The following is a 24219-nucleotide window of genomic DNA, read 5'->3' as shown; positions in this document are numbered from 1 at the left end:
ACATGCATGACCCACGCGTTATTGTTGCTTTAGACTATGACAATAAAGACACTGCATTAGCGTTTGTAGATAAATTAGACCCAAGCTTATGCAAGCTAAAAGTGGGCAAAGAGATGTTCACGTTGTTTGGCCCAGAATTCGTAAAAGCGCTTATTGCAAAAGGCTTTGATGTATTTCTGGACCTTAAATTTCACGATATACCTAATACTGTGGCAAAAGCGTGTAAAGCCGCTGCGGAACTTGGTGTGTGGATGGTAAACGTACATGCTTCTGGCGGTCTACCTATGATGCAAGCGGCGAAAGAAGCCATTGCAACAAGCAGTAATCCTCAAACTAAGCTTATTGCGGTTACCGTACTTACCAGCATGGATAATGCGCAATTGGCGGATGTGGTAAGCGGCGTAACACCAGAACAACAAGTACTGCGCTTGGCGGCACTGACAGAAAAAGCAGGGCTAGACGGCATTGTTTGTTCAGCGCAAGAAGCCAGCGCGTTGCGTGAAAAACATAGCGACGACTTTCTATTAGTTACGCCAGGTATTCGCCCTGTAGGCGCTGACGCTGGCGACCAAAAACGTGTTATGACACCTCCTGATGCAATGAAAGCGGGCGTGAGCTATTTGGTAATGGGGCGGCCCATCACGAAAGCAGAAGACCCCATTGCGGTTTTAAAAGCGGTGAACGCCTCGCTTAATGGCTGATACCGTCAATGTATTGGTATGTTTAGTGCGCTAGAGCTAGATTAGCGGTGCGTTTACAAGCACGGCTTTGTTGATAACGTATCTAAATACAAAACTGCAGGCTGAAACAAAAAAGCTCGGACGAGTCTTCACTGTCCGAGCTTTTTTATAAATTTAACGTGTTACTTTTTTGGCTTACTCGCCTTTAAGCGCAACGTCAGCAGGTGTGTAGGTTAGACCTAGCTCTTCACCAAGTGCGTCAACAACGGCTTTATAGGTTACTTTACCTTCGTGAACATTTAGGCCGTTAAGCAGGTGTTTATCTTCTAGCATCGCTTTCGCTGGGCCTTTGTTAGCAAGGGCTAAGCCGAATGGCAGGGTCGCATTGTTAAGTGCCATTGTAGAAGTACGCGCTACGCCGCCTGGCATGTTCGCTACACAGTAGTGAACAACATCATCTACAATGTAAACTGGGTCTTGGTGCGTAGTGGCCTTAGACGTCTCAAAACAGCCCCCTTGGTCAATGGCAACATCTACAAGCACAGAGCCAGGCTTCATCGCTTTAATTTGCTCACGAGTAAGAAGCTTGGGTGCAGCTGCACCTGGAATAAGTACTGCGCCGACAACAAGATCAGCTTTTGAAGAGTAGTGCTCGATAGCATCAACCGTTGAGTAAACCGTTTTAACTTGGCCGTTGAAGATATCGTCGAGTTGACGTAGGCGAGGAAGTGAACGGTCCAAAATAGTGACGTCTGCACCAAGGCCTAGCGCCATCTTAGCCGCGTTTGTACCTACAACACCGCCACCAATTACCAATACTTTACCTGGTGCAACACCTGGTACGCCACCAAGTAGCGTACCGCTTCCGCCGTGCGCTTTTTCTAAGTAATGCGCGCCCGCTTGTACTGACATACGGCCAGCAACTTCACTCATAGGCGCAAGTAACGGCAGGCCATTGCGATCGTCAGTCACAGTTTCATAAGCAATACAGGTCGCACCTGATTCAACAAGAAGTTGGGTTTGCATTGGATCTGGCGCAAGGTGAAGGTACGTGTAAAGCGTTTGGCCTTTTCGAAGCATCTTACATTCATTAGGCTGTGGCTCTTTTACTTTCACAATCATTTCTGCTTCAGCAAACACTTGTTCTGCGGTAGATGCAATAGCAGCGCCTGCTTCTACATACATTTCATCAGTGAAACCAATGGCATCACCGGCGTTGGTTTCTACCAAAACGCTATGACCATGGCTAACGAACTCTTTTACAGCTGCTGGCGTTAGGCCAACACGATATTCGTGGTTTTTAATCTCTTTTGGTACACCAACTAACATGTATAGTCCTCAGTTATATAATGAGCTTCTAAGTGGCTCTGGTTGAACTTAGTTTTAGCGATTGAAGGTCGCCTAGACCTATAAATAATTACGCTGAGTATACGGCATAAAAAAACGAACTATCTGCTGAAAATTGAGCGTGCTTGAAATATAATTTGGTAAAATTGCAATATTAAGAAACATAATATGTTGGTAAAGACCCCTAAACACCTTGACCGAATAGACAGGAATATCCTGGTGCAGCTGCAAAAAAACGGCCGTATTTCTAACGTAGAACTGGCTAAAGAAGTAGGTTTAAGCCCAAGCCCTTGTCTTGAAAGAGTGAAGCGATTAGAGGCACAAGGCTACATTAAAGGCTATCACGCGGTGGTTAATCCTGAAATGCTAGGTGCTGCCATGCTGGTATTTGTAGAGATAACATTAACGAAAACCTCGGTCGATATCTTTGCAGAATTTTCTGCTGCGGTGAAACAACACGACGATATACAAGAGTGTCATTTGGTATCGGGTGACTTCGATTTTCTACTAAAAGCGCGCGTTGCTGATATGGGGAGCTATCGAAAATTGTTGGGCGATACGTTATTGCGCTTACCGGGGGTAAGTGAGTCGCGTACGTATGTGGTTATGGAAGAAGTGAAAAGTACGTCGTCTTTACGCATTAATTTGAAGTAATGAAAGCATGGCTCAATCATGTGGTTTTGTGGTAGGCTGTGCAAAAATACAGTGTTTGTGTTTAATCAAGGGAAAAGTGATTAGCACAAGTGAAAGGGTAGGGGGCAAGGAAACATATTTAACTGTGTACTCAGTCACTTACCAAAAGTAGATAAATAATAACTATGTAGGGATAGCAAGGGGTTCGCTAAGCTCTTTGCTGCGTTTAGCGCAATTGCTTTTAAAAGTAAATGCGATAGAAATTGAAGGTTTTTTAGGGTTATGGCGCGATTAACAGGGGTTCAGCGAGTGTGGGAAGCAGGCATGATTATCGCCTGTGTTTTCGCCTTCTTCTTATTGCTGGCACTAGCATCTTTTCATCCGGGCGACCCAGGTTGGAGTCAAGCGGGATTACAATTAGACGTTCACAACTGGGTTGGTGCAACCGGGGCGTGGGTAGCCGACTTGCTACTCTTTTCATTTGGTTTTCTTGCGTATTTGCTACCTTTTGGTTCAGCTTTTCTAGGTTGGTTCTTGTTCCAACATATCAAAGAGCTCGACGAATTCGACTATCTTACCATTGGCCTTCGTATTATCGGCGGTTTATTGATGGCCCTAGGTGCAACTGGTATCGCAAGTATTAACTTCGATGATATATACAATTTTTCTGCCGGGGGCTTTGTCGGCGACGTTATCAGCTCAGCTTTAGTCCCGTATTTTAATACGGCAGGTACCATATTATTGCTGCTATGCTTTTTCTGTACCGGCTTTACACTACTAACGGGTATAAGCTGGCTCACTATAATCGATAGATTAGGTGAAGGTACATTGTGGCTGGGTCGTAAAACCCTTGCCGCACCGCAAAATTTACTTGCTCTGGAAATGCCGCGCTTAGCGCTTTCGAACAAATCAGCAAGTCAAAACGAGCGAAGTGATAGTGCGGAACTGGATATAACCAGTATGCGTGCTGAACCCTTAGCCTCCAACGAGGGTAAATCTTCGCCGGTCAAAGAAAACGCCCCGGTGCGAAACGAGCCAACGTTCGGCATTGATACCGTTGAAGACGAACCGCCTTTTTATACCTACGATACGCCCGTTAATAGTGACGGTTCAGACAGCACGTCGAATAAGCCAACACAGGAACAAGCAAAGGAAGAGGAACAGCCAGAAAGTAAAAAGTCTGCATTTTCACTATCTGGTATGCGCGACGCTGTATCTGGTAGCCTAAAAGATAAAGTAGGTTTCGGTAAGTCTACCCCAGAGCCCGAGCAAGAGCCTGAAAGCACTGATAGTGCTGACGCTCAACAAGGTGCACAGCAGAGCCCACATATTAACTTCGATGAATTAGAAGAGTTTGACGAAGACTTGCCTTATGAAACAGGTAGCAAGCCTGCAGCGTCTTCAAATAACGTGACGACTGCAGCTGATATAAATGAGCCTCAGCAAGTACCGTCGACACCTGCACCAAGCCAGAATGCTAATGAATTTGCACCGGCGGCTCTAGGGGCAAAGCCTGTAAAAGCAAAAGGTAGTCACGTTGATACCAACCTTCCACCTATGCCTTCCTTCGACTTACTCGAACGCGCTGATAAGCATGAAAACCCCCTTACGCCAGAGGAAATAGAGGGTATTTCTCGCCTTGTTGAAGAAAAGCTTGCTGACTTCAACATTGAAGCAACGGTGGTGGGCGTTTACCCCGGCCCGGTTATTACCCGCTTCGAATTGGATTTAGCGCCTGGGGTAAAAGTAAGCAAGATTACCGGGCTTTCGAAAGATTTGGCCCGAGCAATGTCAGCCATTTCTGTGCGTGTGGTAGAAGTTATTCCTGGTAAATCGGTGATTGGTTTAGAGCTGCCAAACAAAAAGCGGGAAATGGTCCGCTTAAGTGAAGTCATAAGCTGTGATACGTTCCAAGCGAATAAGTCGCCGCTGACGATGGTGTTAGGTTCTGATATCTCAGGTAAGCCTGTGGTGGTTGATTTAGCTAAGATGCCCCACTTATTAGTTGCGGGAACCACTGGTTCAGGTAAGTCGGTTGGGGTCAATGTTATGATCTTAAGCCTACTGTATAAGAGCACGCCTGAAGATGTTCGTATGATCATGATCGACCCGAAAATGCTCGAGCTTTCTGTTTACGAAGGTATCCCTCATTTGCTTGCCGAAGTAGTTACCGACATGAAAGAAGCGGCAAATGCGCTGCGATGGTGTGTAGGGGAGATGGAGCGCCGCTATCGCTTAATGAGCGCACTTGGTGTGCGTAACCTAAAAGGTTACAACGCCAAAGTTGAAGAGGCGATTGCTAACGGCACGCCCATAAAAGATCCGCTTTGGAAGAATGAAGAAAGTATGGACGCAGAAGCGCCTGATTTAGCCAAGCTTCCGGCGATTGTTGTGGTGGTCGATGAATTTGCCGACATGATGATGATTGTGGGTAAAAAGGTAGAAGAACTGATTGCGCGTATTGCACAGAAAGCCCGAGCGGCGGGCATTCACCTTATTTTAGCTACACAGCGTCCTTCTGTTGACGTTATTACCGGCCTGATTAAAGCAAACATTCCAACTCGTTGTGCCTTCCAGGTTTCAAGTAAAATCGACTCTAGAACCATATTAGACCAACAGGGTGCTGAAACCTTGTTAGGTATGGGTGACATGCTATATTTGCCACCGGGAAGCCCAGTGCCAACGCGAGTTCACGGTGCGTTTGTGGATGACACGAAGTACACGCTGTGGTTGCCGATTGGCAAAAACGTGGCGAGCCAGAGTATATCGAAGAAATTCTAAATGGCGAGGCATCTGCCGAAGTACTTCTGCCGGGTGAGCAGCCAGAAGGCGAAGACCAAGAGTTTGATGCTTTCTATGACGAGGCTGTTGCATTTGTAACCGAAACGCGCCGTGCAAGCGTGTCTAGCGTACAGCGTAAATTTAGAATTGGTTACAACCGCGCTGCGCGATTAGTTGAACAAATGGAAATGAGTGGGGTCGTAAGTGCACAGGGGCACAACGGTAATCGCGAGGTACTCGCACCGCCTCCCCACAAAGATTAACAAACGGATTGAATAAATGAATAAAGCAGTTTCGGTTTATTTAGTAGGTGCGCTAACAACGCTTAGTATTGGGCTTAGTGTTAAAAGTGCCGTTGCGCAAAACACAGCGTCGAGCACCACTACTCAGATGGCAAGCGCTTCACAAAGCGCGCAAAGCCCAAGCATTAACCTTGAGTTAAAAAGTTCGGCCAGAGCATCGCTACAGGCTTTACTTGGTAAAATGAAACAATTTCGCGCAGGCTTCGAGCAAACCGTAGTCGATGCCCAGCAAAACGTAGTGCACGAAGCGCAAGGCACGCTAACAATGACGCGCCCCAATAAGTTGCGCTGGGAAACCACGTTCCCTGACGAAACTTTATTAGTTGCCGATGGTGAAGCGGTTTGGAATGTAGACACCTTTGTAGAGCAGGTCACCGTGCTTTCACAAGACAATGCTGTTAAAGATAACCCCATTGTTTTGCTAACCGCGACCGATGAAGCAACGTGGGCTAAATTTTCGATTAGCGAATTAAAAAGCGCATCGCTATCTGAAGGTGCGGGTAGTAAAGGGGTATTACGCAGTTATCAGATAACGCCTAAAGAGGAAGGCGGTCAAATTGTCACGCTTACTTTAACCTTCAATCAAGATAATGAGCTCGCTTCGCTTAATATGCTAGACGCGCAACAGCAAATCAGCACCTTAGTGTTTAATAATATTGAAACTCGCTTTCCTGTTGCCGCTGATACTTTTTCTGTTGAAATACCAGATAGCTACATAGTTGATGACCAGCGTTAATCAAGAATTTGCGCCGTTAGCGGCGCGTATGCGCCCTATCACCATAGAGCAGTACAGCGGGCAAGACCATTTGCTAGGCAAGGGTAAACCCCTTCGCAAAATGCTCGAAGCGGGCCACTGTCATTCAATGATTTTGTGGGGGCCGCCCGGCACTGGAAAAACCACCCTTGCAGAACTCATAGCTCAGTACACCAATGCCTCTGTCTTGCGCATTTCCGCCGTTACGTCTGGCGTAAAAGACATCAGAGCCGCCATGGATAAGGCTGAAGACAACGCAAGGTATAACCAGCGAACCCTTTTATTTGTAGACGAAGTTCACAGGTTTAATAAAAGCCAACAAGATGCCTTTCTTCCCTTTGTAGAGTCTGGGGTGGTCACCTTTATTGGCGCAACCACAGAAAACCCGTCGTTCGAATTAAATAAAGCGCTTTTATCTCGAGTACGTGTTTATGTGCTACAAACACTTGAACAACACGCGCTTTCTGAATTAGTCGATAGAGCATTAAGTGATACCGAAAAAGGTCTTGGCGACAGAGCCCTTGGTATTGATGATATAGCAAGAAACGCCCTTATAGATTTAAGCGGTGGTGATGCCCGGCGCCTTCTTACTTATTTAGAACTGGCCGCTGACTTCACAAGTGCTAACGAAATTACCGTTAGCGATATCGAGCATGCGGTAGGCGAGAAAGTTGCCAGTTACGACAATAAAGGCGATACCTTTTACGATTTAATCTCCGCTTTCCATAAGTCGGTAAGAGGCTCAGACCCAGATGCAGCTTTGTATTGGTATGCGAGAATATTAGACGGCGGCGGTGATGCGCTTTACGTCGGAAGACGTCTACTTGCCATTGCCTCAGAAGATATTGGAAACGCAGACCCAAGGGCCATGCAGCTTTGTATAAACGCGTGGGATACATTTCACCGCGTGGGGCCCGCAGAGGGTGAGCGTGCTATCGCACAAGCAGCAGTATATTGTGCATTGGCAGCAAAAAGTAATGCAGTGTATATGGCGTTTAATGAAGCCAAAGCACTAGCGCGCAAAACCTCCGATGCCCCAGTTCCCATGCATTTACGTAATGCGCCCACGTCACTTATGAAAGAGTTAGGCCACGGTGATGGCTATCGTTATGCGCACAATGAACCCAATGCGTTTGCGGCGGGAGAGTCTTACTTTCCGGAAAGTCTTGAAGGAACGCGGCTTTATAACCCCAATGATCGCGGATTAGAAAAAGCCCTTAAGGCCAAACGAGAATTTCTCGACACACTTAATGCGAGAAGTCACAATAAAAGGTAAAGTGCAAACCTGTACAGTGACTTATCGCTAAAACGTGTATTAGTCAAAAAGGGTCACTTCAACAAACAACTCACTTTAAAAAAATGCGCTAGGGAGTTATTCGTGCCTCAAGGGTTAGCTTTGTACTGTTTTATTGCCGCTGGCGGGGCGACCGGCGCATGTTTACGTTATTTTGTTACTACAAGTGTTGATTCCTTATTTGGAAAACACATGCCGTTTGGTACACTAACGGTGAATGTGGTGGGGTCGTTTGCACTTGCGTTACTTTACGGTGTTATTGAACGCTATGACTTGAGCGACTCTCCATACCGTGCACTTATCGGCGTTGGGCTTTTAGGGGCCTTTACCACATTCTCAACATTTTCCGTTGAAACCTTAACTTTATTAGAAAACGAGCTGTGGCTTAAAGCGGCAGCGAATGTATTTCTTAACGTTGGCGCCTGCTTGCTAGCTGGGTGGCTGGCCATTGAATTAATGAAAGGATAATTAGAAACACATGTTAGATCCAAAGTGTTTGCGAAGCGATATAGAACAAACAGCTAAGCGATTAGCTGCCCGTGGTTTTAACCTCGACGTAGCAGCTTTCAGTTCGCTTGAAGAAAAAAGAAAAACACTTCAGTCCAGAACACAGGATCTGCAAAACGAGCGTAATGTACGAAGTAAATCCATTGGTAAGGCAAAAGCGCAGGGTGAAGATATTGCGCCGCTTTTAGCTGAAGTGGGTAAACTTGGCGACGAGCTTGATGCCGCTAAAGCAGAGCTTAGCGAACTGTTAGAAGAAATTAATACCCTTACGCAAGGCATTCCTAATTTGCCGCATGAGTCGGTACCAGAAGGGAAAGACGAAGACGACAACGTTGAAATTTCCCGTTGGGGTGAGCCGCGTACGTTTGATTTTGAAGTAAAAGATCACGTAGACGTAGCTGAAGGCTTAAACAACGGCCTAGATTTCGCGACCGCGAGTAAGCTAACAGGCAGCCGCTTTGTGGTAATGCGTGGCGATATTGCTCGTTTAAACCGTGCGCTTGCTCAGTTCATGCTAGATACCCATACTCAAGAGCATGGCTATCAGGAAATGTACGTGCCTTATCTTGTCAATGCCGACAGCCTATACGGTACAGGTCAGTTGCCTAAGTTTGGTGAGGATCTATTCCACACTAAGCCAGCAACGGAAGAGGGGCAGGGGCTAAGTCTAATTCCAACGGCGGAAGTACCGCTAACAAACATCGCCCGTGATGAAATTTTAGATGCTAAAACGCTGCCTGTGAAAATGACGGCACACACACCGTGCTTCCGCTCAGAAGCGGGTTCGTACGGTCGTGACACCCGTGGTCTCATTCGTCAGCATCAATTCGACAAGGTAGAACTAGTACAGCTAGTTAAGCCAGAAGATAGCTTCGACGCGCTAGAAGCGCTTACTGGCCATGCGGAAGTTATTCTGCAAAAGCTAGAGCTACCTTACCGCAAAGTGTTGCTATGTACGGGTGACATGGGCTTTGGTGCATGTAAAACCTATGATCTTGAAGTATGGCTACCTGCACAGAATACTTACCGCGAAATCTCTTCATGCTCAAACATGCTGGATTTCCAAGCGCGACGTATGCAGGCAAGGTTCCGCAACCCTGAAACCAATAAACCTGAACTGCTACACACACTGAACGGTTCTGGTTTGGCAGTAGGGCGTACACTTGTTGCTATTTTAGAGAATAACCAACAGGCAGACGGTAGTGTTACTGTACCTAAAGCGCTTGTGCCTTACATGGCTGGTCAGGAAGTGATTAAGGCGTAGAGCGCTTGATTGACGAAGCGTTCATTAGCCCCCACTTGTAATCTGTAGACGTCCAAACAGCCAAGCAGATGATATCAAACGTATTACCGGCACCTAAGAAAGGTGTCGGTCATCTTACCTCCCTAACCCGTATAATATTTAATACTATTCGTCAATAGAGTCTTAAGAATTCTGCCAAAACAACTAATAAGCAAAATATATCCTATATATTCAAAAGCTTATAAAAGATATTTAAATTAAGGAAAGTTGTTTCAAATTGTAAATACGGTTTGTTTTTTAGCAAAATTCTCATATTTTTCATGCACTAATGTCACTACTGACATTTCTTTACATATCTAATCCAATTGGATAATGTTACTTGCCGCGTAACAAAAATGAAATATCAAATTTCATACGCGCCTTAAAAACATTGATTAATGAATCAACAATTGCGTTTGGGGATAAGGAAAATGTCCATCTTGGAATTTCCGTTTCCTCAACAAAATTCCAGGGAACACACATGTTTAAAAAAAACCTTATTACCAATGCGTTGCGAAATGCGGCGTTGATTGGTCTTGTAGGATCACTTGCCTATCCAGCAATGGCACAAGAAAATGCACCAGATGAAGAAGCCGTCGAAAAAATTAAAGTAACTGGGTCACGCATTAAACGTGCAGAGCTTCAACGCCAGCACCAATCGTTTCAGTAAGTGCAGAAGAATAAAGCGCTTCGGTACTCCGACTTAGGTAGTATCTGCTGAACTTCCTGCAATGCTGCAGGCTCAACCCTAATTGGTAACAACAATAGTAATGCCAATGCTGGACTGAGTTCGCCAGATTTACGCTCTCTTGGCGAAAACCGAACGCTAACGCTTGTTAACGGCAAACGCCACGTAGCGGGCTCACCATTTTCAAACGCGGTAGATACAGGCTCAATCCCCGCCGCTATGATCGAACGGATTGAAGTTATTACTGGTGGCGCATCGGCTATTTATGGTTCTGATGCGGTATCGGGTGTTATTAACGTTATCCTAAGAGATGACTATGAAGGCCTAGAGTTTAGGTTTGATGGTACTACCGATCTCGAAGGTGTTGGTAACAGAACTAACAACTTTAGTGCCCTATACGGTCACACGACTGACGACGGCAGAGGTAACATCACCTTCTTTGCAGAAAAGAACAACATAAACCAAGTTATGGAGCCTGATCTTCAACAGGCTGCCGCGTGGGGGACGATTGTAAACCCTGCAGATACAGGTGAAAACGATGGAATCGCAGATAGACTGCGTGTTCCGTTTGTTGGTTCAGAGATGATTAACCAGTTCGGCGTTATCAACCCATTTGGTGGTGGCCCTAGAATTACGTTTATGCCAGACGGCACACCTATGGACCAAGTATCTCGTCTAGAAACGAATAGCTTTGCGTTTGGTAGTTTTGACCAGCGTTATGACACAGTCTTCTTCGGTGAAGACTATGTTAACTACATCCCTGACCAAGAAACAGTTACGTTAGCAAGTACGTTCCGCTATGACATTACCGACAACGTACGATTTTATGGTGATGTTAAACACGTAGATAAGAAGATTGAGCAGCAATTCCAGCCTTCTTTCCGTTTTGGCGGTGTTTTTGTAGATGTCGAAGACAATGCATTCTTAGATGATTCTACGCGCTCACGTCTTCTTGATGGCGGCCAATCTGTGGTAGAAATGTCACGCTTCTTTACTGACATTGGTAATCGAACAGCGTCTAACGACCGTGAACTCTTCCGCTTCATCGGTGGCTTTGAAGGGTATTTCTCACTAAGCGACACCGAGTTCGACTACGACGTTTATTACACGCGAGGCGAAGTGTCGAACGTGCGTCGTACATTAAACGACTTAATTCCTACAAACTTCCTAGCGGCGCTTGATTCTGTAATTGACCCTGAAACTGGTCAAGCAGCGTGTCGTAGCCAGGTTCCAGAACTTCAGGGTGATGACTACGAGGACCCAGCGTTAGTAAACCCAGAAAACTGTGCACCGTTTAATCCATTTGGTTTCGGTCAAGCAAGCGCAGCTTCTGCAGACTTCATCGCTGGTGATGTGCAGCGCGAAGATGAAATCACTCAAGAAATGATTGGTGGAACACTGGCATTTGATTCTGCTGAATGGTTTGAACTTCCTGGTGGCCCGCTGGGTATCGCTTTGGGCTATGAATATCGTGAAGAAGAAGTTGAAACAACTACCGATGAATTAACGCAACAAGGCGTATTTACTAACGCTGCTACACCAAATTCCTTCGGTGGATATGATGTAAGTGAGTTTTTCGTTGAGCTTCGCTTACCTCTTCTTAGTGACGTTATGCTGGCAAAAGAGCTGTCACTTGATGCGGCATATCGTACAGCAGACTATTCACACGCGGGTAGTGCAGATGCATGGCAAGTAGGCTTTATGTGGGCGCCAATTGAAGATGTACGTATTCGCGGTACGGTAGGTGAAGCTGTTCGTGCGCCTAACGTGGACGAGGCATTTTCTCCTCAATCACCAGGTTTCGCAAATATCAACGACCCGTGTGATGCCGATAACATTAATGATGATCCAGATCGCGCGGCGAACTGTCTAGCTCTCGGTATTCCTGCTGGCTTTGAAGCAAATGATAACGTAAGTATCGAAACGGTATCAGGCGGTAATCCTGATCTATTCTCTGAAAGTAGTGAATCAAAAACGGTTGGTGTAGTTTGGACGCCAGAGTTCTTAGAAAACTTCTCCGTAACACTTGATTTCTATGACATTGAAATTGAAGATGCGATCACAGAAGTTGGTGCACAGGATATCCTAGATAACTGTGTTGATGCGACGGGTGGCCCTGACGCAGGATTCTGCTCGCAGATTGACCGTGACGAAAACAACGACGTGGAAGTTGTACGTTCAGGCTTTATCAATGCTTCGGCACTTAAAACGTCGGGCGTTGAGTTTCAGGTTCGCTATACTACTGAACTTGGTGATTTAGGACTACCTGGGGAGCTACGTTTAAACCTTCAAGGTAACAAAGTAAACGAACTTGAAGAGTATGCGTTCCAAGACCGTCCAGATGAGATTAACGTAGAAGTGGGTGAGGTAGGCGATCCTGAATATCAATTAAGAACAATTGTTGACTATCGTCTTGATGAGTGGAACTTCAACTATACGAGCCGTTTTATAGACCGCTCTGCGTTATTTGACGTTTCACCCGGTGCTGATTCGCCTGAAGACGTATCTCCAGCATTTGTTGGAAGTATTTGGACGCATGACTTTAGCATTGAATACACATACAACGAAAATGTTGATGTATATGTGGGCTTAAGAAACGCGTTCAATAAAGTACCACCTGGCTACACGTTCAATCCACTATATGATCTACTAGGTCGTAGATTGAATGCAGGAATTACTGTTCGCTTCGAATAAATACTGCTAAAAACTATGAGCCATCACTTTTATGTGATGGCTCTTTTTCTTTTACTTCCCTCAATATTTCTGTACTTTAGAGTCAATTCAGACTCTCGCTAGCGTTCTTTATGTGCGGATTTATTCAACGTATTACTGACTCACCAGATGTTATAGCGCTACTTGAAGAAGTAGGGCTAACACAAACCATTCCGCTTTTTGTCAACGAATCATCCTCAAGCAACGTTATTAACTTCTACCCAGCATTTGGCAAAGCGTCTGAACGACAAATTACCAATTTAATTATGTCTGAGGATAGCACCATAGATGCTACATGGTGGTTTGATGCCAAGCCCATTGGCGACACGTTAGAGATTGGCGATAGGACAACTTTTAATGCTCGTAACTTAGATAGCCCTTATTGGGGAAAGTTTATTCGAGAGCGACGAGCAGTAGTAGTGGCAACAGCGGTAGGGGAGTCAAACCCACTTGGAAAAGGAAAAGCGCATTATTTAATGAAGCCCACTAGCGGAGCATTGCTTATTGGCGCGGTGTACCGGCGATTTAGCAATGGGCTGTTTTCCTGTGCAGTAGTGACGCGCCCGCCCATGGATGGCTTTAGCCAATATCACGAGAAATCCATCCCTTGCTTTCTTCCTCATGATAGTCACGCTATTAATGCGTGGCTAACCGCTGACACACAAGGCCCATTAAATAATGAGGTAGAGTATATTTTGAATAACCCTCGTATTTATACCGACTTTGAAGTCACGCGAGTAAAGACGTTTAAAAGTGCTGAGGCAATCGGTGAAGCTAATATGTTAAAGGCTGAGGCAATCGCTGAAGCTAATATGTTAAAGGCTGACGAAAACCTCTAACTTAACTGACAAGCGAATAAAATTAAGGCGGCATTAACGACCGCCGCCTGTAATCATAGGTGTACCAAAGAACGTTTTATTTAAGGTAGGAAAGCAAGGTTTCCTCATCCGCACCTAAAACATTCTTTTTCACTTCTTTGTCGACGACTTCTGAACATTGAGATGACATTCCGTTTCTTAGTTTCCCTAGAAATCCTGGCCCACTAATAATATCTATAGAGCCTAGCGCACCTCGTTTACGCTCGCCATCTAGCCAGTCAGCAATGTCACTGGCAAATCGTTCATCTTCAAGTTCAGCGGCATCTTTTCGATTCATGCTATCGACACCTGGCACTTGCGAAGCGGGAGCCGATTGCCTACCGGGTTTATCCGTATAAATATCTTGATCGCTTGCTCCGCTAAACTCATTGTGCCATTTCTTTACTTCAACAAGTGCGCTTCCGTGGTTGGTATAGGTGTAAGCTGTGGCGTTGTCGTGGTTGGCCACAATTACGTAGTGTTTCTGAACTGTCATACAGCCTCCTATGTCCATTTATGTAAAACATTCACGTTTATGGTGTTCGGCAAAAGGCAAGTATGAAAAATATGCCTGAAACCCGAGATAAAACGCTAATGTAAAGAGGTTGTTGCAATATCAACACCAAGGCTAAAACAATTGACAATAGGGTGGCACTTCTAATAGCTACCTTGAATCAGGTTTCAACCCGAGCAGCAATTTAACGAGTACCTTTAGTAGAAGGCTAGTAGGTGGGTTTGACCCATGTTGATATGCCTGTGATGAGAGGAGAAAGTAATTTTATGGAATGTGCGAAAGAAAAAACGCCAGCAGAGGGGCGCTAGCGCTTTAAATATAATGCGTAATCGCCTTTACAAGCATTTCGCAGGTTTTGGTAATCCAGCCAATTTTGTGGCTTGCTTAGCCGGGCCTTTTTTAAATAATCGTTGAAGATAACGACTATTACCTTTTTCCGGTCCAAACTTATTGGCCATGGCTTTCACCAAGGCACGAATCGCTGGGCTGGTTTCGTATTCTTCATAGAATGCGCGCACGAAACGCACCACTTCCCAGTGGGCTTCGGTTAGTTCAATGTTCTCTTCTTGCGCCAGTAAGTCAACCATACCTTCTTCCCAAAGGGTATAGTCGAGTAAATACCCGGCTTTGTCTGTAGGGATCTCGTTCCCTTTATAATTAAAGCTATAGGTTTCTTGTATCATAAAAGGGGTATCCAGTGCTTATTTTTTGCTGATATGGCAGCGAGTTCCTTGTAGGAAATTGGATTAATAAATTCAGGCAGATTTGCGCCCCTAGTAGCCGCATCCGTACTGACAAACGACAGGTTAGGTGTTGATTTGATTTTTACCGCGCCTTTCACCGTATCTGTTACCGTGTCTTTTACCGTATTGGCGAGTTGTTCAAAAAACGCAGTGTTTAACGCTGGGGCGTAAACACCATCACCAACGAATACAACACAAGCATAAGGGGCTTGCTTTAAGGTTGCTATTAGCAGCTGTTTATCAGCGCTGCTCAAATTTGGCGTTGTAATAGTAATCAGCATTAGAATGTCACCACATGGTCAACGCTTTGTATAAGCGCAACTTTTTCTTCTGAGGTTATCCACTCACAATCTAGCTCGTCAATTAAACTTGTATTAGCAAGAACCTGGTCTATGTCGTAGGTATCTGCACTTGCTTTACACACAAAGCATTCTTCGATATCGAAAAATGGCATACTGGCTAAACGTTTGGTGTGGTTTTTCAGCCCTTTTGTAGACGTGGCCTTAACCAGCTGCAGTACACCTTGGTTTTCAAAGAGCACTTTTACCTCGTGCCCATAGTTTGTTGCAGCTAGCGCAAAATCTAAACCGTCTTGGCTTTTCGCATTGGAAAATGGGCTTTGTGTAAACCTAATAAGTAACTTTGCCATCAGAATTGCACCAGCCTATTGCACTCGTGAAGGGCAGTAAAAAACTCGCCTAAGCCAGCTTGCTCAAAGGGAGTAGTTAAATTTGCCTGTGCTATGCCGTTTTCTTTCGCTTCCATTTCACTGACAATACCGCGCTTGACGGCGGCTGTGATGCACACCATAAGATTTACGTTATGATCGGCAGCAAGGGCCTTCCAGCCGTCATAAGCAAACAGTTCATCCCCGGTTTCAACATCAAACTGTACAATGGTGTACACCTTCGCTGTAAAAGAAGACGTTGTTAACTACGTCGCCGTTATCTATCACGCCTTGTATGAAGGCGAGGGCGCGCAGAGCCGTGTCGCCTTCAAACGGTGATGAAGTAATAAGTATTGAATATTCTGCCATATAAATAAAAACACCCCAGTTAAGGGGTGTTTGTTCTCAAACCTTAAACGCCAAATTAATCGTCGCCGCCAAACGCACCTAGAAGGTGAAGAATAGAGGTGAATAAGTTGTATATGTTTAAGTATAGCGAAACTGTAGCGCGAATGTAGTTTGTTTCACCACCGTGAATGATACGGCTTGTATCAAACAAGATGAAACCTGACATTATAAACACAATCGCTGCACTAATTGCTAAGCTTACCGCTGGAACCGCGAAGAAGATGTTCGCAATTGCCGCAACAAGCACTACAACTAAACCTACAACCAAGAAGCCGCCCATAAACGAGAAGTCTTTCTTAGTGGTTAGGGCGTAGCCAGATAGGGCGAAGAACACAAGGGCTGTTGCACCTAGCGCTTCCATAATTAAGCCTGGGCCACCAAATGCAAGGTAATATTGCAAGGTGTAACCAAGTGACGCCCCCATCAAACCGGTGAATGCAAACACCCAGTAGATGCCAGACGCTGAATCAGCCTTTTTCTGAACTACAAATAGGGTAATAAAAGCGCCGATAGTCATAACAAGAGACATCATAGGAGAAATGCCTACTGCCATTGCTATACCAGCACAAACCGCACTAAACGCTAGTGTCATCGCAAGCAGCATATAGGTGTTGCGTAGAACCTTGTTCGTCTGCAATACCGATGGTTGAGATGCACTTGAATACATCGAACGTTGATCCATTGTTTCCTCCAACAGGACTTATGATATGACCAAAATGGTACACAATTATTTAGTGTATGTTGTATGGGTTTTAGTTCCCATTTTCAAGTAGTTTCAGATGAAAATGGTGTCAGGTGAATACAAAAACATCTTTTATACGGGCGAAACACGCTATTTGATTGAAATCTCAGCACTTAAACAATTTTTTTCATTTTTCGCTTTACAGTCATTAAAATATCATTAAGATACGCAGCACTTCAGGAGAGTTGGCAGAGCCCGGTTTAATGCACCTGACTTGAAATCAGACGTGGGGTCAAACCCACCGGGGGTTCGAATCCCTCACTCTCCGCCAAATACGAAAAGCCCGCACATTGTTGCGGGTTTTTTTATGCCTCTTTGTAAATTTAGACTTTCGTATAAGACCACAGTCGCATTGTTACATTCCATTCACATGTTTAGGCTTGCGTTTTCTTCGCGCAATCTAAAGGTGTTATGTGTCACAAGAAAGTTCCTCTTATCAAAAACTTCACAAATCAAGCAGTGAATTCTCATCTCGAGAAGACTATTTAAATCACGAATTACAAATCATTTCTCCAAAACGTTGGCGTTTAAATTTGCCGGGTAAAGACTATCGCGTTGAGTGGGAAGATTTTGTTCCGGGCATGGCAGCCACCATAGGTAAAATTGTTATGGTGGCCGCTGTAGTAGGCGCGTTTGCTGCGCCTCTGGGGTTATCACCAGAATTTGTTATTGAAAACGTGCGCTTTGAGCTTCTTATCGCTGCGGTTTTATTTGTGGTGCTTATTTCTGGCTTTCTCAACCCTTCGGCTAATCTGGCTGGCACACACGGGCCGCTTTTACCCCTAGTACCGCTCATCGTCGCTTCAGGCGGTCACCCAATGGCGCTGGGGCTCCTCATCGGTCTGTTCGGATTTATTCTTGGTATTACAAAAGGCGGTAGTATTCTGGCCAAGCTCACGAGTAACGGTGTATGTGGTGGGTTATTACTGTATTTAGGCTTCATCGGCATAACGGGGCAGGTGAAAAAACTCTTCGCCTGGGCTGAAAGCTTCGATATGGCGTATTTGGCTTTTGTGGTAATTATCGCAACAATTTTAATGTATGCATGGTTAGAGCACATTCAAAAGCGTTGGCTGGCAATTCCTTTAGGTGCAGTGATGGCAGCGGTGATTGCGTTTTCTTTTGGTGCACCCTTCGAGTTTAGTACATCGCCTGGCATGCCAAATTTAAACCCTGCATATTGGTGGGGCGAAAATACGGGATGGCAACTGGGGCTGCCGGATTGGTCTCACTTTATCGCCGTCCTTCCATTTGCGGTGTTGGCAGTATCTATGTGGTCGCCAGACTTTTTAGGGCATCAAGTTTTCCAAAAGCTTAGTTACCCTAAGAAAAGTGAACGAGCACATATGAACATCGATGACACCATGATCGCGGCGTCTAGCCGTCAGGCCGTCGGTAGCTTACTTGGCGGGGGGAATATTTCATCGTCGTGGGGGACCTATATTATTCCAGCATCCATCGCACGTAGACCCATTCCTGGTGGCGCATTAGTTACCGGGCTGTTGTGTGTTGTTGCGGCACTTTGGGGCTACCCTATGGACTTGGCTGTTTGGCCACCGGTATTGTGCGTTGCATTAATTGTGGGTGTGTTTTTGCCATTAATGGAGGCAGGCATGCAGATGACCCGCGAGGGTAAAACAACCCAGTCAGCCGCTTTAGTGGTTATCTCTTCGGTATTGGTAAACCCAGTATTTGGGTGGTCATTCACTATGTTGTTAGATAACTTAGGTTTGGTCGGTTGTAAAGATAGGGCCGGTGATCTTGGAAAAGCGGGGCGCTGGATTATTCCAGGTATCACTTTCTTGGTGTTGTGCACCGTTATGGCGCTTATTGGTATGTTCCCGGGGGTACCTGCCATTATGGAGACGTTTAGGCTTTAAGACGTTCTATTAAAAATCTGTGGAGCGTGGCGTTGATATACGCCGCGCTTACCTATCCCAAAAAGGAGTGTCTTCAAAGTAGTTGCAAAGAAAGTCGATAAAAACCCGCAGCTTATTTGATATTAATTTTCGGTGTGGGTATACCGCATACAGAGCGATAGACTGAGGAATATACTCGTCAAGTATAGAAACTAGCTCTCCTTTTTTTAAAGCTTCGCCAACTATAAAGGTAGGTTGAAGCACATAGCCTTCACCTTGCTTAGCCACATTTGTCAGCACCTCTCCATTATTTGCGGTGAGCTTTGGAGGCGACTTTTGGGCGTTAGCTTTTAACGCAGCAATAAGTTCTGACTGATTATTGTCATAATTTACATACGAGTATTCTAAATAGTGCTCGGGCTTTAAGTCGCTTGGGTGTAAGGGACGACCATACTTTTTAAGGTATGCGGGTGACACGCATAGCGCTAAATTAATAGTGGTGATCTTTTTAGCCACTAAGCTAGAGCTGGCAAGATGACCGGCGCGTATTGCAACGTCAAACCCTTCGTCAATCACATCAATCTTGCGGTCGTTAAGCTGCAAGTTAATCGATACATGTGGGTGAGCGTGTTGAAAAGCCCCTATTGCCCCTGCTAAATGTAAAGTAGAAAAGGATACGGGCGCACTGACATGTAAAGTACCTTTGGCCTGCGTGTTAAAAAGGCCTAGCTGGCTTTCCATATCATTAATGCTTTCAAGAATATGGTTTGCGTGTTGCAAACACTGACGCCCCGCCTCTGTAAGATGAATTTTTCGGGTTGTTCTATTAAACAGCCTAGTATCTAAGTGCTTTTCAAGCTGTGCAACATATTTGCTTACAAGCTGGTTCGATGTATCTAAGCGTACCGCGGCTTTAGTAAAGCTGCCTTCATTTGCGACTACCACAAACGTTTTTAACAGGGTCAATCTATCCATTTTTCTTCTCTATTTCCAATGCAGTGTTGGTAATAATTCAATATTTCCATTCTTTATTCAACGACTGTTGGTAACTATTCTATGCGGTAACGGTAAGCGCAGTTGAAGTTGGCGTGTTTAGCACTAATCACGTCTGTTTTGAAACTGAGGTGCTCCAACATCATTAACGTAAACACAAGAGAGGAAACGACAATGAACAATACGCTGTTAAAAACCATTTTTACATCAACCAATAGTGTGGCAAGCCTTGTATTGCGGGTGCCTGTGGGCATTATTTTAGCGGCGCACGGTGCACAGAAACTATTTGCATGGTTTGGGGGTTACGGCCTGGAAGGAACAGGGCAGTGGATGGAGAGTATTGGGTTAGCACCGGGCTTTTTAATGGCGCTTTTAGCGGGTAGCGCAGAGTTCTTCGGGGGATTAGCGCTTCTAATTGGTTTTCTCACACGACCTGCTGCATTAGTCAGTGCTTTTACTATGGTAGTGGCTATTTTCAGCGTGCACGCTTCAAACGGTTTGTTTATGAGCAACAATGGCTATGAGTTTGCGCTTTCACTACTTGCCGTAACCGTTGCACTAGTCGTTCAAGGGGGCGGAAAATTCTCTGTCGACTCATTAATTAGTAAAACGTATTTTTCTAAAGCATAAGGACCACAATAATGACTGGGCCTACCCGAATTTCAACGGCGTATATCTCTCATGGTGGAGGCCCACTTCCACTGCTAGAGATACAGTCGCAAGAGGGGGAAATGCAAACTCGCTATCACACGGAAATGATTGAGACCCTTATAACGTTACCTCAGGAGATAGCAAAACCCGATGTGATCATTGTTATAAGTGCACATTGGGAAGAAGCTGTGGTTAAAGTAACTGCCGGCCCCAAACCAGATTTAATTTACGATTATTATGGCTTTCCGGAGCAGGCTTATTCACTTAAATATCCGGCAAAAGGTAATGCTGAATTTGCAAATAATATAGTTAACGGTTTGAACACAAGGGGAATAACCGCGAAAGCCGAGCGGACACGCGGATTTGACCACGGCATGTTCATTCCACTTAGTATAATGTACCCCGCGGCCGATATTCCTTGCGTACAAGTCTCTTTAGTTACTGGCTCAAACAAAAGGCGCGATGCGCAATTTCACATTTCTTTAGGCAAAGCGCTAAAAGAGATTATTGATAACATCGGCGCTTTCGAACATGTTCTGATATTGGGTTCTGGTTCGTCGTTTCACAATATGCACGGCTTTTTCGATAGCTCTGAAGAGGCATTGCATAAGGCTACGCGTTTCAACAATTGGTTACAGACCACGATGCGCTCCAGCGCATATAGTGAAGTTGAACGTAAATCCAGGCTTGTTGAATGGTTTACCGGGCCTGAGGCACAGTATGCTCACCCCAAAGAAGAGCATTTATTGCCACTACATGTTTGTTATGGGGCAAATAACAAAGCGGTAGATAACGCATTTTCACTTACATTGTTAACCAAGCCAGCGAGTATGTTTTTGTGGAAAGGGTAAGGCATATGGCATTACTCAGGCGAAAAATTGACGACAGTGAATTAAATTTTAAACACATTGCTTATCAATTGTTCGGTTGAACCGTGTTACGAAAATAAGTGCTTTACACCTTCGGTTAAATCATTAAGATACGCAGCACTTCAGGAGAGTTGGCAGAGCCCGGTTTAATGCACCTGACTTGAAATCAGACGTGGGGTCAAACCCACCGGGGGTTCGAATCCCTCACTCTCCGCCAAATATGAAAAACCCGCACATGTTGCGGGTTTTTTTATGGGTCAAATAAAACCTTTATAAAGTGAGGGTGAGAGCCCCCGTTGTTCGACCAATCGTCGGGAGCGATTTGTGCCGCCGCAGGCGCCCGAAGGGTCGGGTACAGGACGTACCCGAGCACATCCCTCACTCTCCGCCAAATACGAAAAANCCGCACATGTTGCGGTTTTTTTTATGGATTCAATTAAGCCTCTAAAAAGTGAAGTTAAGCTCCCCCCGTTGCGTTTTATTTTGCTTCAAGATAAATCGACTGGACACCGCGTCAATTGGGTTAGGCGAGGTGTACGCTGAAATTTTTTATGATCTCAAGTGGTCTCTATTTTGTAATGAGAGAACATTCCACGAAAAATCTCTGTATGTCGCGCTTTGTTCACAAAAAGCTGCTACAAATAAATAGAGTAACAATCAACTGAATTAACGCTGCTTTATTGGGGTATTCCTGCTTCTTTTAATGCAATACTATTATTGTGCAGTTGGTAGTACATAAAAATAATATGAGAGGACATTATGCAGGCTTTGCCCACGCTAAATCTTAGGGAAGGATCAGTCGAGCAAAAAAGAGAGGAAATAAAAAATTATTTCCTCGATTCTTTTAATACCTATGAGTCACTTTTTTCCTGTCTTAAAAGCGACGAGGTATTCTATCAACGCCCTGAAAAACTTCGTCACCCTCTGATTTTTTATTTCGGCCATACTGCAACGTTTTTCATCAACAAACTTGTGTTGTCAAAGGCCATTAATGAGCGGATAAACCCTAAGTTCGAGTCTTTGTTCGCCATAGGTGTGGACGAAATGAGTTGGGATGACTTAAACGATGAAAATTACGATTGGCCACAGGTTGAAGAGGTGCGTCAATATCGAAATCAAGTACGCATCTTAGTTTGCGATCTCATTGATACTATGCCGTTCAGTATGCCTATTGATTGGGAAAGCCCTATGTGGCCCGTAATTATGGGTATAGAACATGAACGGATCCACTTAGAAACCTCTTCTGTACTGATAAGACAGTTACCCATTACCTCGGTGCGCTCCCATTCTGATTGGCCTGTGTGTACCGATTTCAAAACAAATGTAGAGGAATTAGAAAGTAATACACTTGTTCCCGTCTCTGCACAACACGTTGTGAATGATAAACCTTGGGATAGTGAATACTATGGCTGGGACAATGAATACGGCCTTCAACAGGAGTCAGTAAGTGAATTTAGTGCGTCACAATTCCTTGTAAGTAACGGTGAGTTCCTAACTTTCGTCAAAGCAGGTGGGTATGAAAACGCAAAGTACTGGGAAGGTGAAGGCAATAAGTGGCGTGAGTACACCCAAGCCCAGCACCCAGTGTTTTGGATTAAACAGGGTGATGGGTATAAGTATCGAAGTATGCTTGAAGAACATCCACTTCCACTAGACTGGCCGGTAGATGTTAATTACCACGAGGCAAAAGCCTTTTGTAATTATAAAAGTGAGCAAACTGGTGAGCTTATTCGCTTACCTACCGAAAATGAATGGTTAGCGCTACGCCAGTATGCTGGGGTTTATCAAGCGGTTTATGGCAGCGAATTTAATATAGCGCTGCAAAAGTATGCGTCTAGCGAACCTGTTAACGTAAACCAGACAGGGNTTTTTTTTTGATGTAGTCGGTAACGTTTGGCAATGGACTGAAACGCCTATTTACCCGTTCGATGGCTTTAAAGTTCACCCCCTGTATGATGACTTTACTACACCTACGTACGACAATAAACATAACCTCATCAAAGGCGGTAGCTGGGTTTCTGCTGGTAACGAGGCAATGAAAGATAGTCGCTATGCATTTAGACGCCATTTCTTTCAGCATGCCGGTTTTAGATATGTACAAGGAAAGCGAGTAATAGCAGTGAACGACTTTGACTATGAGAGCGATACACAAATATCGCAGTACAGCGAATTCCACTACGGCGACGAATACTACGGCGTTTCTAACTTTGCAAAGGCAAGCGCTCAGTTCTGTATTAACGCAATGCAGGGGCGTAAGCATACTAAGGCTTTAGACTTAGGTTGTGCGGTAGGCCGCTCTACCTTTGAACTGGCTACGCATTTTGATCATGTAGATGGTATCGATTTCTCTGCGCGTTTCATTAAAACGGCGTTTGATATGCAAGAGCGCGGCGAAATTCGCTACCATTTAATTGAAGAAGGCGAGTTAACGTCTTTCAAAGCGCGCAAACTCTCGGCCTTAGGTCTTGATCAGACTAAGGATAAGGTTACATTTGCTCAAGGCGATGCGTGTAACTTAAAGCCTCAGTTTACTGGGTACGATCTTATTTTTATGGGCAATCTAATTGATAGAGTATACAGCCCTAGAAAAGTGTTAAGCGACATGGCCATGCGCCTCAACAAGGGTGGTTTGCTGATTGTAGCTAGCCCTTTCACTTGGCTTGAAGAGTACACCGAACGAAGCGAATGGCTAGGCGGCTATAAAGATGAGAACGGTGAGACCTTAAGTTCAACCCAAGCATTAGAAGACGCATTGGGTAATGGATTCAAACGCGTAGGAGAGCCTACTGAGATTCCGTTTGTTATTCGCGAGACTAAACGTAAATATCAGCACACGTTATCTGAGTTTAATGTGTTTGAAAAGCTAGACTAATACAGCAAAAAAATTGAAATGTGTCGTGAAAGGCTGAGACAAGGAACGAATAAAACGGGATTGG

At 44.9% G+C, this 24219-nt stretch carries 21 protein-coding genes, 2 tRNA genes and 3 pseudogenes; 17 read left to right on the top strand and 9 right to left on the bottom strand.

The window, feature by feature from the left end; translation table 11 throughout:
- Positions 1–2 precede the first annotated feature (2 nt).
- Complete coding sequence (gene pyrF, locus MADE_RS10635; RefSeq protein WP_012518606.1) at positions 3–701, top strand: orotidine-5'-phosphate decarboxylase; 699 nt, start codon at positions 3–5, stop codon at positions 699–701.
- A 174-nt stretch (positions 702–875) separates the two neighbouring features.
- On the opposite strand, the gene ald is transcribed toward pyrF, so the two are convergent.
- A complete protein-coding gene (gene ald, locus MADE_RS10630; RefSeq protein ID WP_023559727.1) occupies positions 876–2009 on the bottom strand; it encodes an alanine dehydrogenase in 1134 nt (377 codons plus the stop codon).
- A 186-nt stretch (positions 2010–2195) separates the two neighbouring features.
- Between ald and lrp the strand changes: the two genes are divergently transcribed.
- The 10 genes and pseudogenes from lrp (at position 2196) to MADE_RS10590 (ending at position 13819) form a co-directional block, all read left to right on the top strand.
- Positions 2196–2681: a leucine-responsive transcriptional regulator Lrp gene (gene lrp / locus MADE_RS10625; RefSeq protein ID WP_015067319.1), complete on the top strand. Its 486-nt coding sequence runs from the start codon at positions 2196–2198 to the stop codon at positions 2679–2681.
- A 261-nt stretch (positions 2682–2942) separates the two neighbouring features.
- Positions 2943–5426, top strand: a pseudogene (locus MADE_RS21210) (DNA translocase FtsK); the annotation flags it as partial.
- A 74-nt stretch (positions 5427–5500) separates the two neighbouring features.
- Positions 5501–5704, top strand: a pseudogene (locus MADE_RS21205) (DNA translocase FtsK); the annotation flags it as partial.
- Positions 5705–5720: 16 nt separating this feature from the next.
- Positions 5721–6479, top strand: coding sequence for an outer membrane lipoprotein periplasmic chaperone LolA (gene lolA / locus MADE_RS10615; protein ID WP_015067317.1), 759 nt, complete (start codon positions 5721–5723; stop codon positions 6477–6479).
- Positions 6466–7773, top strand: coding sequence for a replication-associated recombination protein A (locus MADE_RS10610; RefSeq protein ID WP_015067316.1), 1308 nt, complete (start codon positions 6466–6468; stop codon positions 7771–7773). Before lolA ends, MADE_RS10610 begins: the two co-directional genes overlap by 14 nt.
- 102 nt (positions 7774–7875) lie before the next feature.
- Positions 7876–8259 (top strand): fluoride efflux transporter CrcB, encoded by a 384-nt coding sequence (crcB, locus tag MADE_RS10605; protein WP_012518601.1) that lies wholly within the window; start codon positions 7876–7878, stop codon positions 8257–8259.
- Between the two features lie 10 nt (positions 8260–8269).
- Positions 8270–9562: a serine--tRNA ligase gene (gene serS / locus MADE_RS10600; protein WP_012518600.1), complete on the top strand. Its 1293-nt coding sequence runs from the start codon at positions 8270–8272 to the stop codon at positions 9560–9562.
- A 499-nt stretch (positions 9563–10061) separates the two neighbouring features.
- Complete coding sequence (locus MADE_RS20930) at positions 10062–10250, top strand: hypothetical protein (protein ID WP_023559726.1); 189 nt, start codon at positions 10062–10064, stop codon at positions 10248–10250.
- 81 nt (positions 10251–10331) lie between these two features.
- Positions 10332–12962: a TonB-dependent receptor domain-containing protein gene (locus MADE_RS10595; RefSeq protein ID WP_335334134.1), complete on the top strand. Its 2631-nt coding sequence runs from the start codon at positions 10332–10334 to the stop codon at positions 12960–12962.
- A gap of 110 nt (positions 12963–13072) precedes the next feature.
- On the top strand, positions 13073–13819 hold the full coding sequence (locus MADE_RS10590; protein WP_012518598.1) for an SOS response-associated peptidase family protein: 747 nt from the start codon (positions 13073–13075) through the stop codon (positions 13817–13819).
- Positions 13820–13895: 76 nt separating this feature from the next.
- Here MADE_RS10590 and MADE_RS10585 read toward each other — a convergent pair whose 3' ends face one another.
- The 7 genes from MADE_RS10585 to MADE_RS10560 all read right to left on the bottom strand — a co-directional run bounded on the left by MADE_RS10585 (position 13896) and on the right by MADE_RS10560 (position 16851).
- The gene (locus MADE_RS10585) at positions 13896–14333 is read right to left on the bottom strand and encodes a host attachment protein (protein WP_020746042.1); all 438 of its coding nucleotides are present in this window, start codon (positions 14331–14333) and stop codon (positions 13896–13898) included.
- 353 nt (positions 14334–14686) lie between these two features.
- The gene (locus MADE_RS10580; RefSeq protein WP_012518596.1) at positions 14687–15034 is read right to left on the bottom strand and encodes a TusE/DsrC/DsvC family sulfur relay protein; all 348 of its coding nucleotides are present in this window, start codon (positions 15032–15034) and stop codon (positions 14687–14689) included.
- Positions 15031–15375, bottom strand: a complete 345-nt coding sequence (locus MADE_RS10575) for a hypothetical protein (RefSeq protein WP_012518595.1) — start codon at positions 15373–15375, stop codon at positions 15031–15033. The genes MADE_RS10580 and MADE_RS10575 overlap by 4 nt, the downstream gene beginning before the upstream one ends.
- Positions 15375–15743 carry a DsrE family protein gene (locus MADE_RS10570; RefSeq protein WP_012518594.1) on the bottom strand — a complete coding sequence of 123 codons (369 nt, stop codon included), beginning with the start codon at positions 15741–15743 and terminating at the stop codon, positions 15375–15377. The genes MADE_RS10575 and MADE_RS10570 overlap by 1 nt, the downstream gene beginning before the upstream one ends.
- Positions 15743–16000, bottom strand: coding sequence for a DsrE family protein (locus MADE_RS10565; RefSeq protein WP_232363057.1), 258 nt, complete (start codon positions 15998–16000; stop codon positions 15743–15745). Before MADE_RS10565 ends, MADE_RS10570 begins: the two co-directional genes overlap by 1 nt.
- Complete coding sequence (locus tag MADE_RS20925) at positions 15978–16130, bottom strand: hypothetical protein (RefSeq protein ID WP_232363056.1); 153 nt, start codon at positions 16128–16130, stop codon at positions 15978–15980. The genes MADE_RS10565 and MADE_RS20925 overlap by 23 nt, the downstream gene beginning before the upstream one ends.
- Positions 16131–16185: 55 nt before the next feature.
- Positions 16186–16851: a Bax inhibitor-1/YccA family protein gene (locus tag MADE_RS10560; RefSeq protein WP_015067308.1), complete on the bottom strand. Its 666-nt coding sequence runs from the start codon at positions 16849–16851 to the stop codon at positions 16186–16188.
- A 239-nt stretch (positions 16852–17090) separates the two neighbouring features.
- Between MADE_RS10560 and MADE_RS10555 the strand changes: the two genes are divergently transcribed.
- Both MADE_RS10555 and MADE_RS10550 read left to right on the top strand, forming a co-directional pair.
- Positions 17091–17182: transfer RNA gene (locus MADE_RS10555), tRNA-Ser, on the top strand.
- Positions 17183–17324: 142 nt separating this feature from the next.
- A complete protein-coding gene (locus tag MADE_RS10550; protein WP_012518591.1) occupies positions 17325–18791 on the top strand; it encodes a DUF3360 family protein in 1467 nt (488 codons plus the stop codon).
- A gap of 48 nt (positions 18792–18839) precedes the next feature.
- Here MADE_RS10550 and MADE_RS10545 read toward each other — a convergent pair whose 3' ends face one another.
- A complete protein-coding gene (locus MADE_RS10545) occupies positions 18840–19745 on the bottom strand; it encodes a LysR family transcriptional regulator (protein ID WP_012518590.1) in 906 nt (301 codons plus the stop codon).
- A gap of 192 nt (positions 19746–19937) precedes the next feature.
- On the opposite strand from MADE_RS10545, the gene MADE_RS10540 reads away from it, so the two are divergent.
- From MADE_RS10540 to ovoA, 4 genes and pseudogenes are all read left to right on the top strand, one after another.
- The gene (locus tag MADE_RS10540) at positions 19938–20393 is read left to right on the top strand and encodes a DoxX family protein (protein WP_012518589.1); all 456 of its coding nucleotides are present in this window, start codon (positions 19938–19940) and stop codon (positions 20391–20393) included.
- 11 nt (positions 20394–20404) lie between these two features.
- Positions 20405–21265 (top strand): DODA-type extradiol aromatic ring-opening family dioxygenase, encoded by an 861-nt coding sequence (locus tag MADE_RS10535; protein ID WP_012518588.1) that lies wholly within the window; start codon positions 20405–20407, stop codon positions 21263–21265.
- A 143-nt stretch (positions 21266–21408) separates the two neighbouring features.
- A tRNA-Ser gene (locus MADE_RS10530) sits at positions 21409–21500 on the top strand.
- 542 nt (positions 21501–22042) lie between these two features.
- Positions 22043–24155, top strand: a pseudogene (ovoA, locus tag MADE_RS10525) (5-histidylcysteine sulfoxide synthase).
- Positions 24156–24219 lie beyond the last annotated feature (64 nt).

Source organism: Alteromonas mediterranea DE (assembly GCF_000020585.3).
GTDB classification, from domain to species: Bacteria; Pseudomonadota; Gammaproteobacteria; order Enterobacterales; family Alteromonadaceae; genus Alteromonas; species Alteromonas mediterranea.
The sequence above is the reverse complement of the archived record's forward strand: the minus strand, read 5'-3'. Positions and strand labels throughout refer to the sequence as shown.

Excerpts from the sequence above, each read along its gene's own strand:
- MADE_RS20925 (WP_232363056.1), bottom strand. The coding sequence starts at position 16,130 with ATGGCAGAATATTCAATACTTATTACTTCATCACCGTTTGAAGGCGAC.
- lrp (WP_015067319.1), top strand. The coding sequence starts at position 2,196 with ATGTTGGTAAAGACCCCTAAACACCTTGACCGAATAGACAGGAATATC.
- MADE_RS10535 (WP_012518588.1), top strand. The coding sequence starts at position 20,405 with ATGACTGGGCCTACCCGAATTTCAACGGCGTATATCTCTCATGGTGGA.
- MADE_RS10560 (WP_015067308.1), bottom strand. The coding sequence starts at position 16,851 with ATGGATCAACGTTCGATGTATTCAAGTGCATCTCAACCATCGGTATTG.
- serS (WP_012518600.1), top strand. The coding sequence starts at position 8,270 with ATGTTAGATCCAAAGTGTTTGCGAAGCGATATAGAACAAACAGCTAAG.
- MADE_RS10575 (WP_012518595.1), bottom strand. The coding sequence starts at position 15,375 with ATGCTGATTACTATTACAACGCCAAATTTGAGCAGCGCTGATAAACAG.
- pyrF (WP_012518606.1), top strand. The coding sequence starts at position 3 with ATGCATGACCCACGCGTTATTGTTGCTTTAGACTATGACAATAAAGAC.
- MADE_RS10545 (WP_012518590.1), bottom strand. The coding sequence starts at position 19,745 with ATGGATAGATTGACCCTGTTAAAAACGTTTGTGGTAGTCGCAAATGAA.
- ald (WP_023559727.1), bottom strand. The coding sequence starts at position 2,009 with ATGTTAGTTGGTGTACCAAAAGAGATTAAAAACCACGAATATCGTGTT.
- MADE_RS10570 (WP_012518594.1), bottom strand. The coding sequence starts at position 15,743 with ATGGCAAAGTTACTTATTAGGTTTACACAAAGCCCATTTTCCAATGCG.
- MADE_RS10585 (WP_020746042.1), bottom strand. The coding sequence starts at position 14,333 with ATGACAGTTCAGAAACACTACGTAATTGTGGCCAACCACGACAACGCC.
- lolA (WP_015067317.1), top strand. The coding sequence starts at position 5,721 with ATGAATAAAGCAGTTTCGGTTTATTTAGTAGGTGCGCTAACAACGCTT.
- MADE_RS10610 (WP_015067316.1), top strand. The coding sequence starts at position 6,466 with ATGACCAGCGTTAATCAAGAATTTGCGCCGTTAGCGGCGCGTATGCGC.
- MADE_RS20930 (WP_023559726.1), top strand. The coding sequence starts at position 10,062 with ATGTTTAAAAAAAACCTTATTACCAATGCGTTGCGAAATGCGGCGTTG.
- MADE_RS10580 (WP_012518596.1), bottom strand. The coding sequence starts at position 15,034 with ATGATACAAGAAACCTATAGCTTTAATTATAAAGGGAACGAGATCCCT.
- MADE_RS10540 (WP_012518589.1), top strand. The coding sequence starts at position 19,938 with ATGAACAATACGCTGTTAAAAACCATTTTTACATCAACCAATAGTGTG.
- MADE_RS10590 (WP_012518598.1), top strand. The coding sequence starts at position 13,073 with ATGTGCGGATTTATTCAACGTATTACTGACTCACCAGATGTTATAGCG.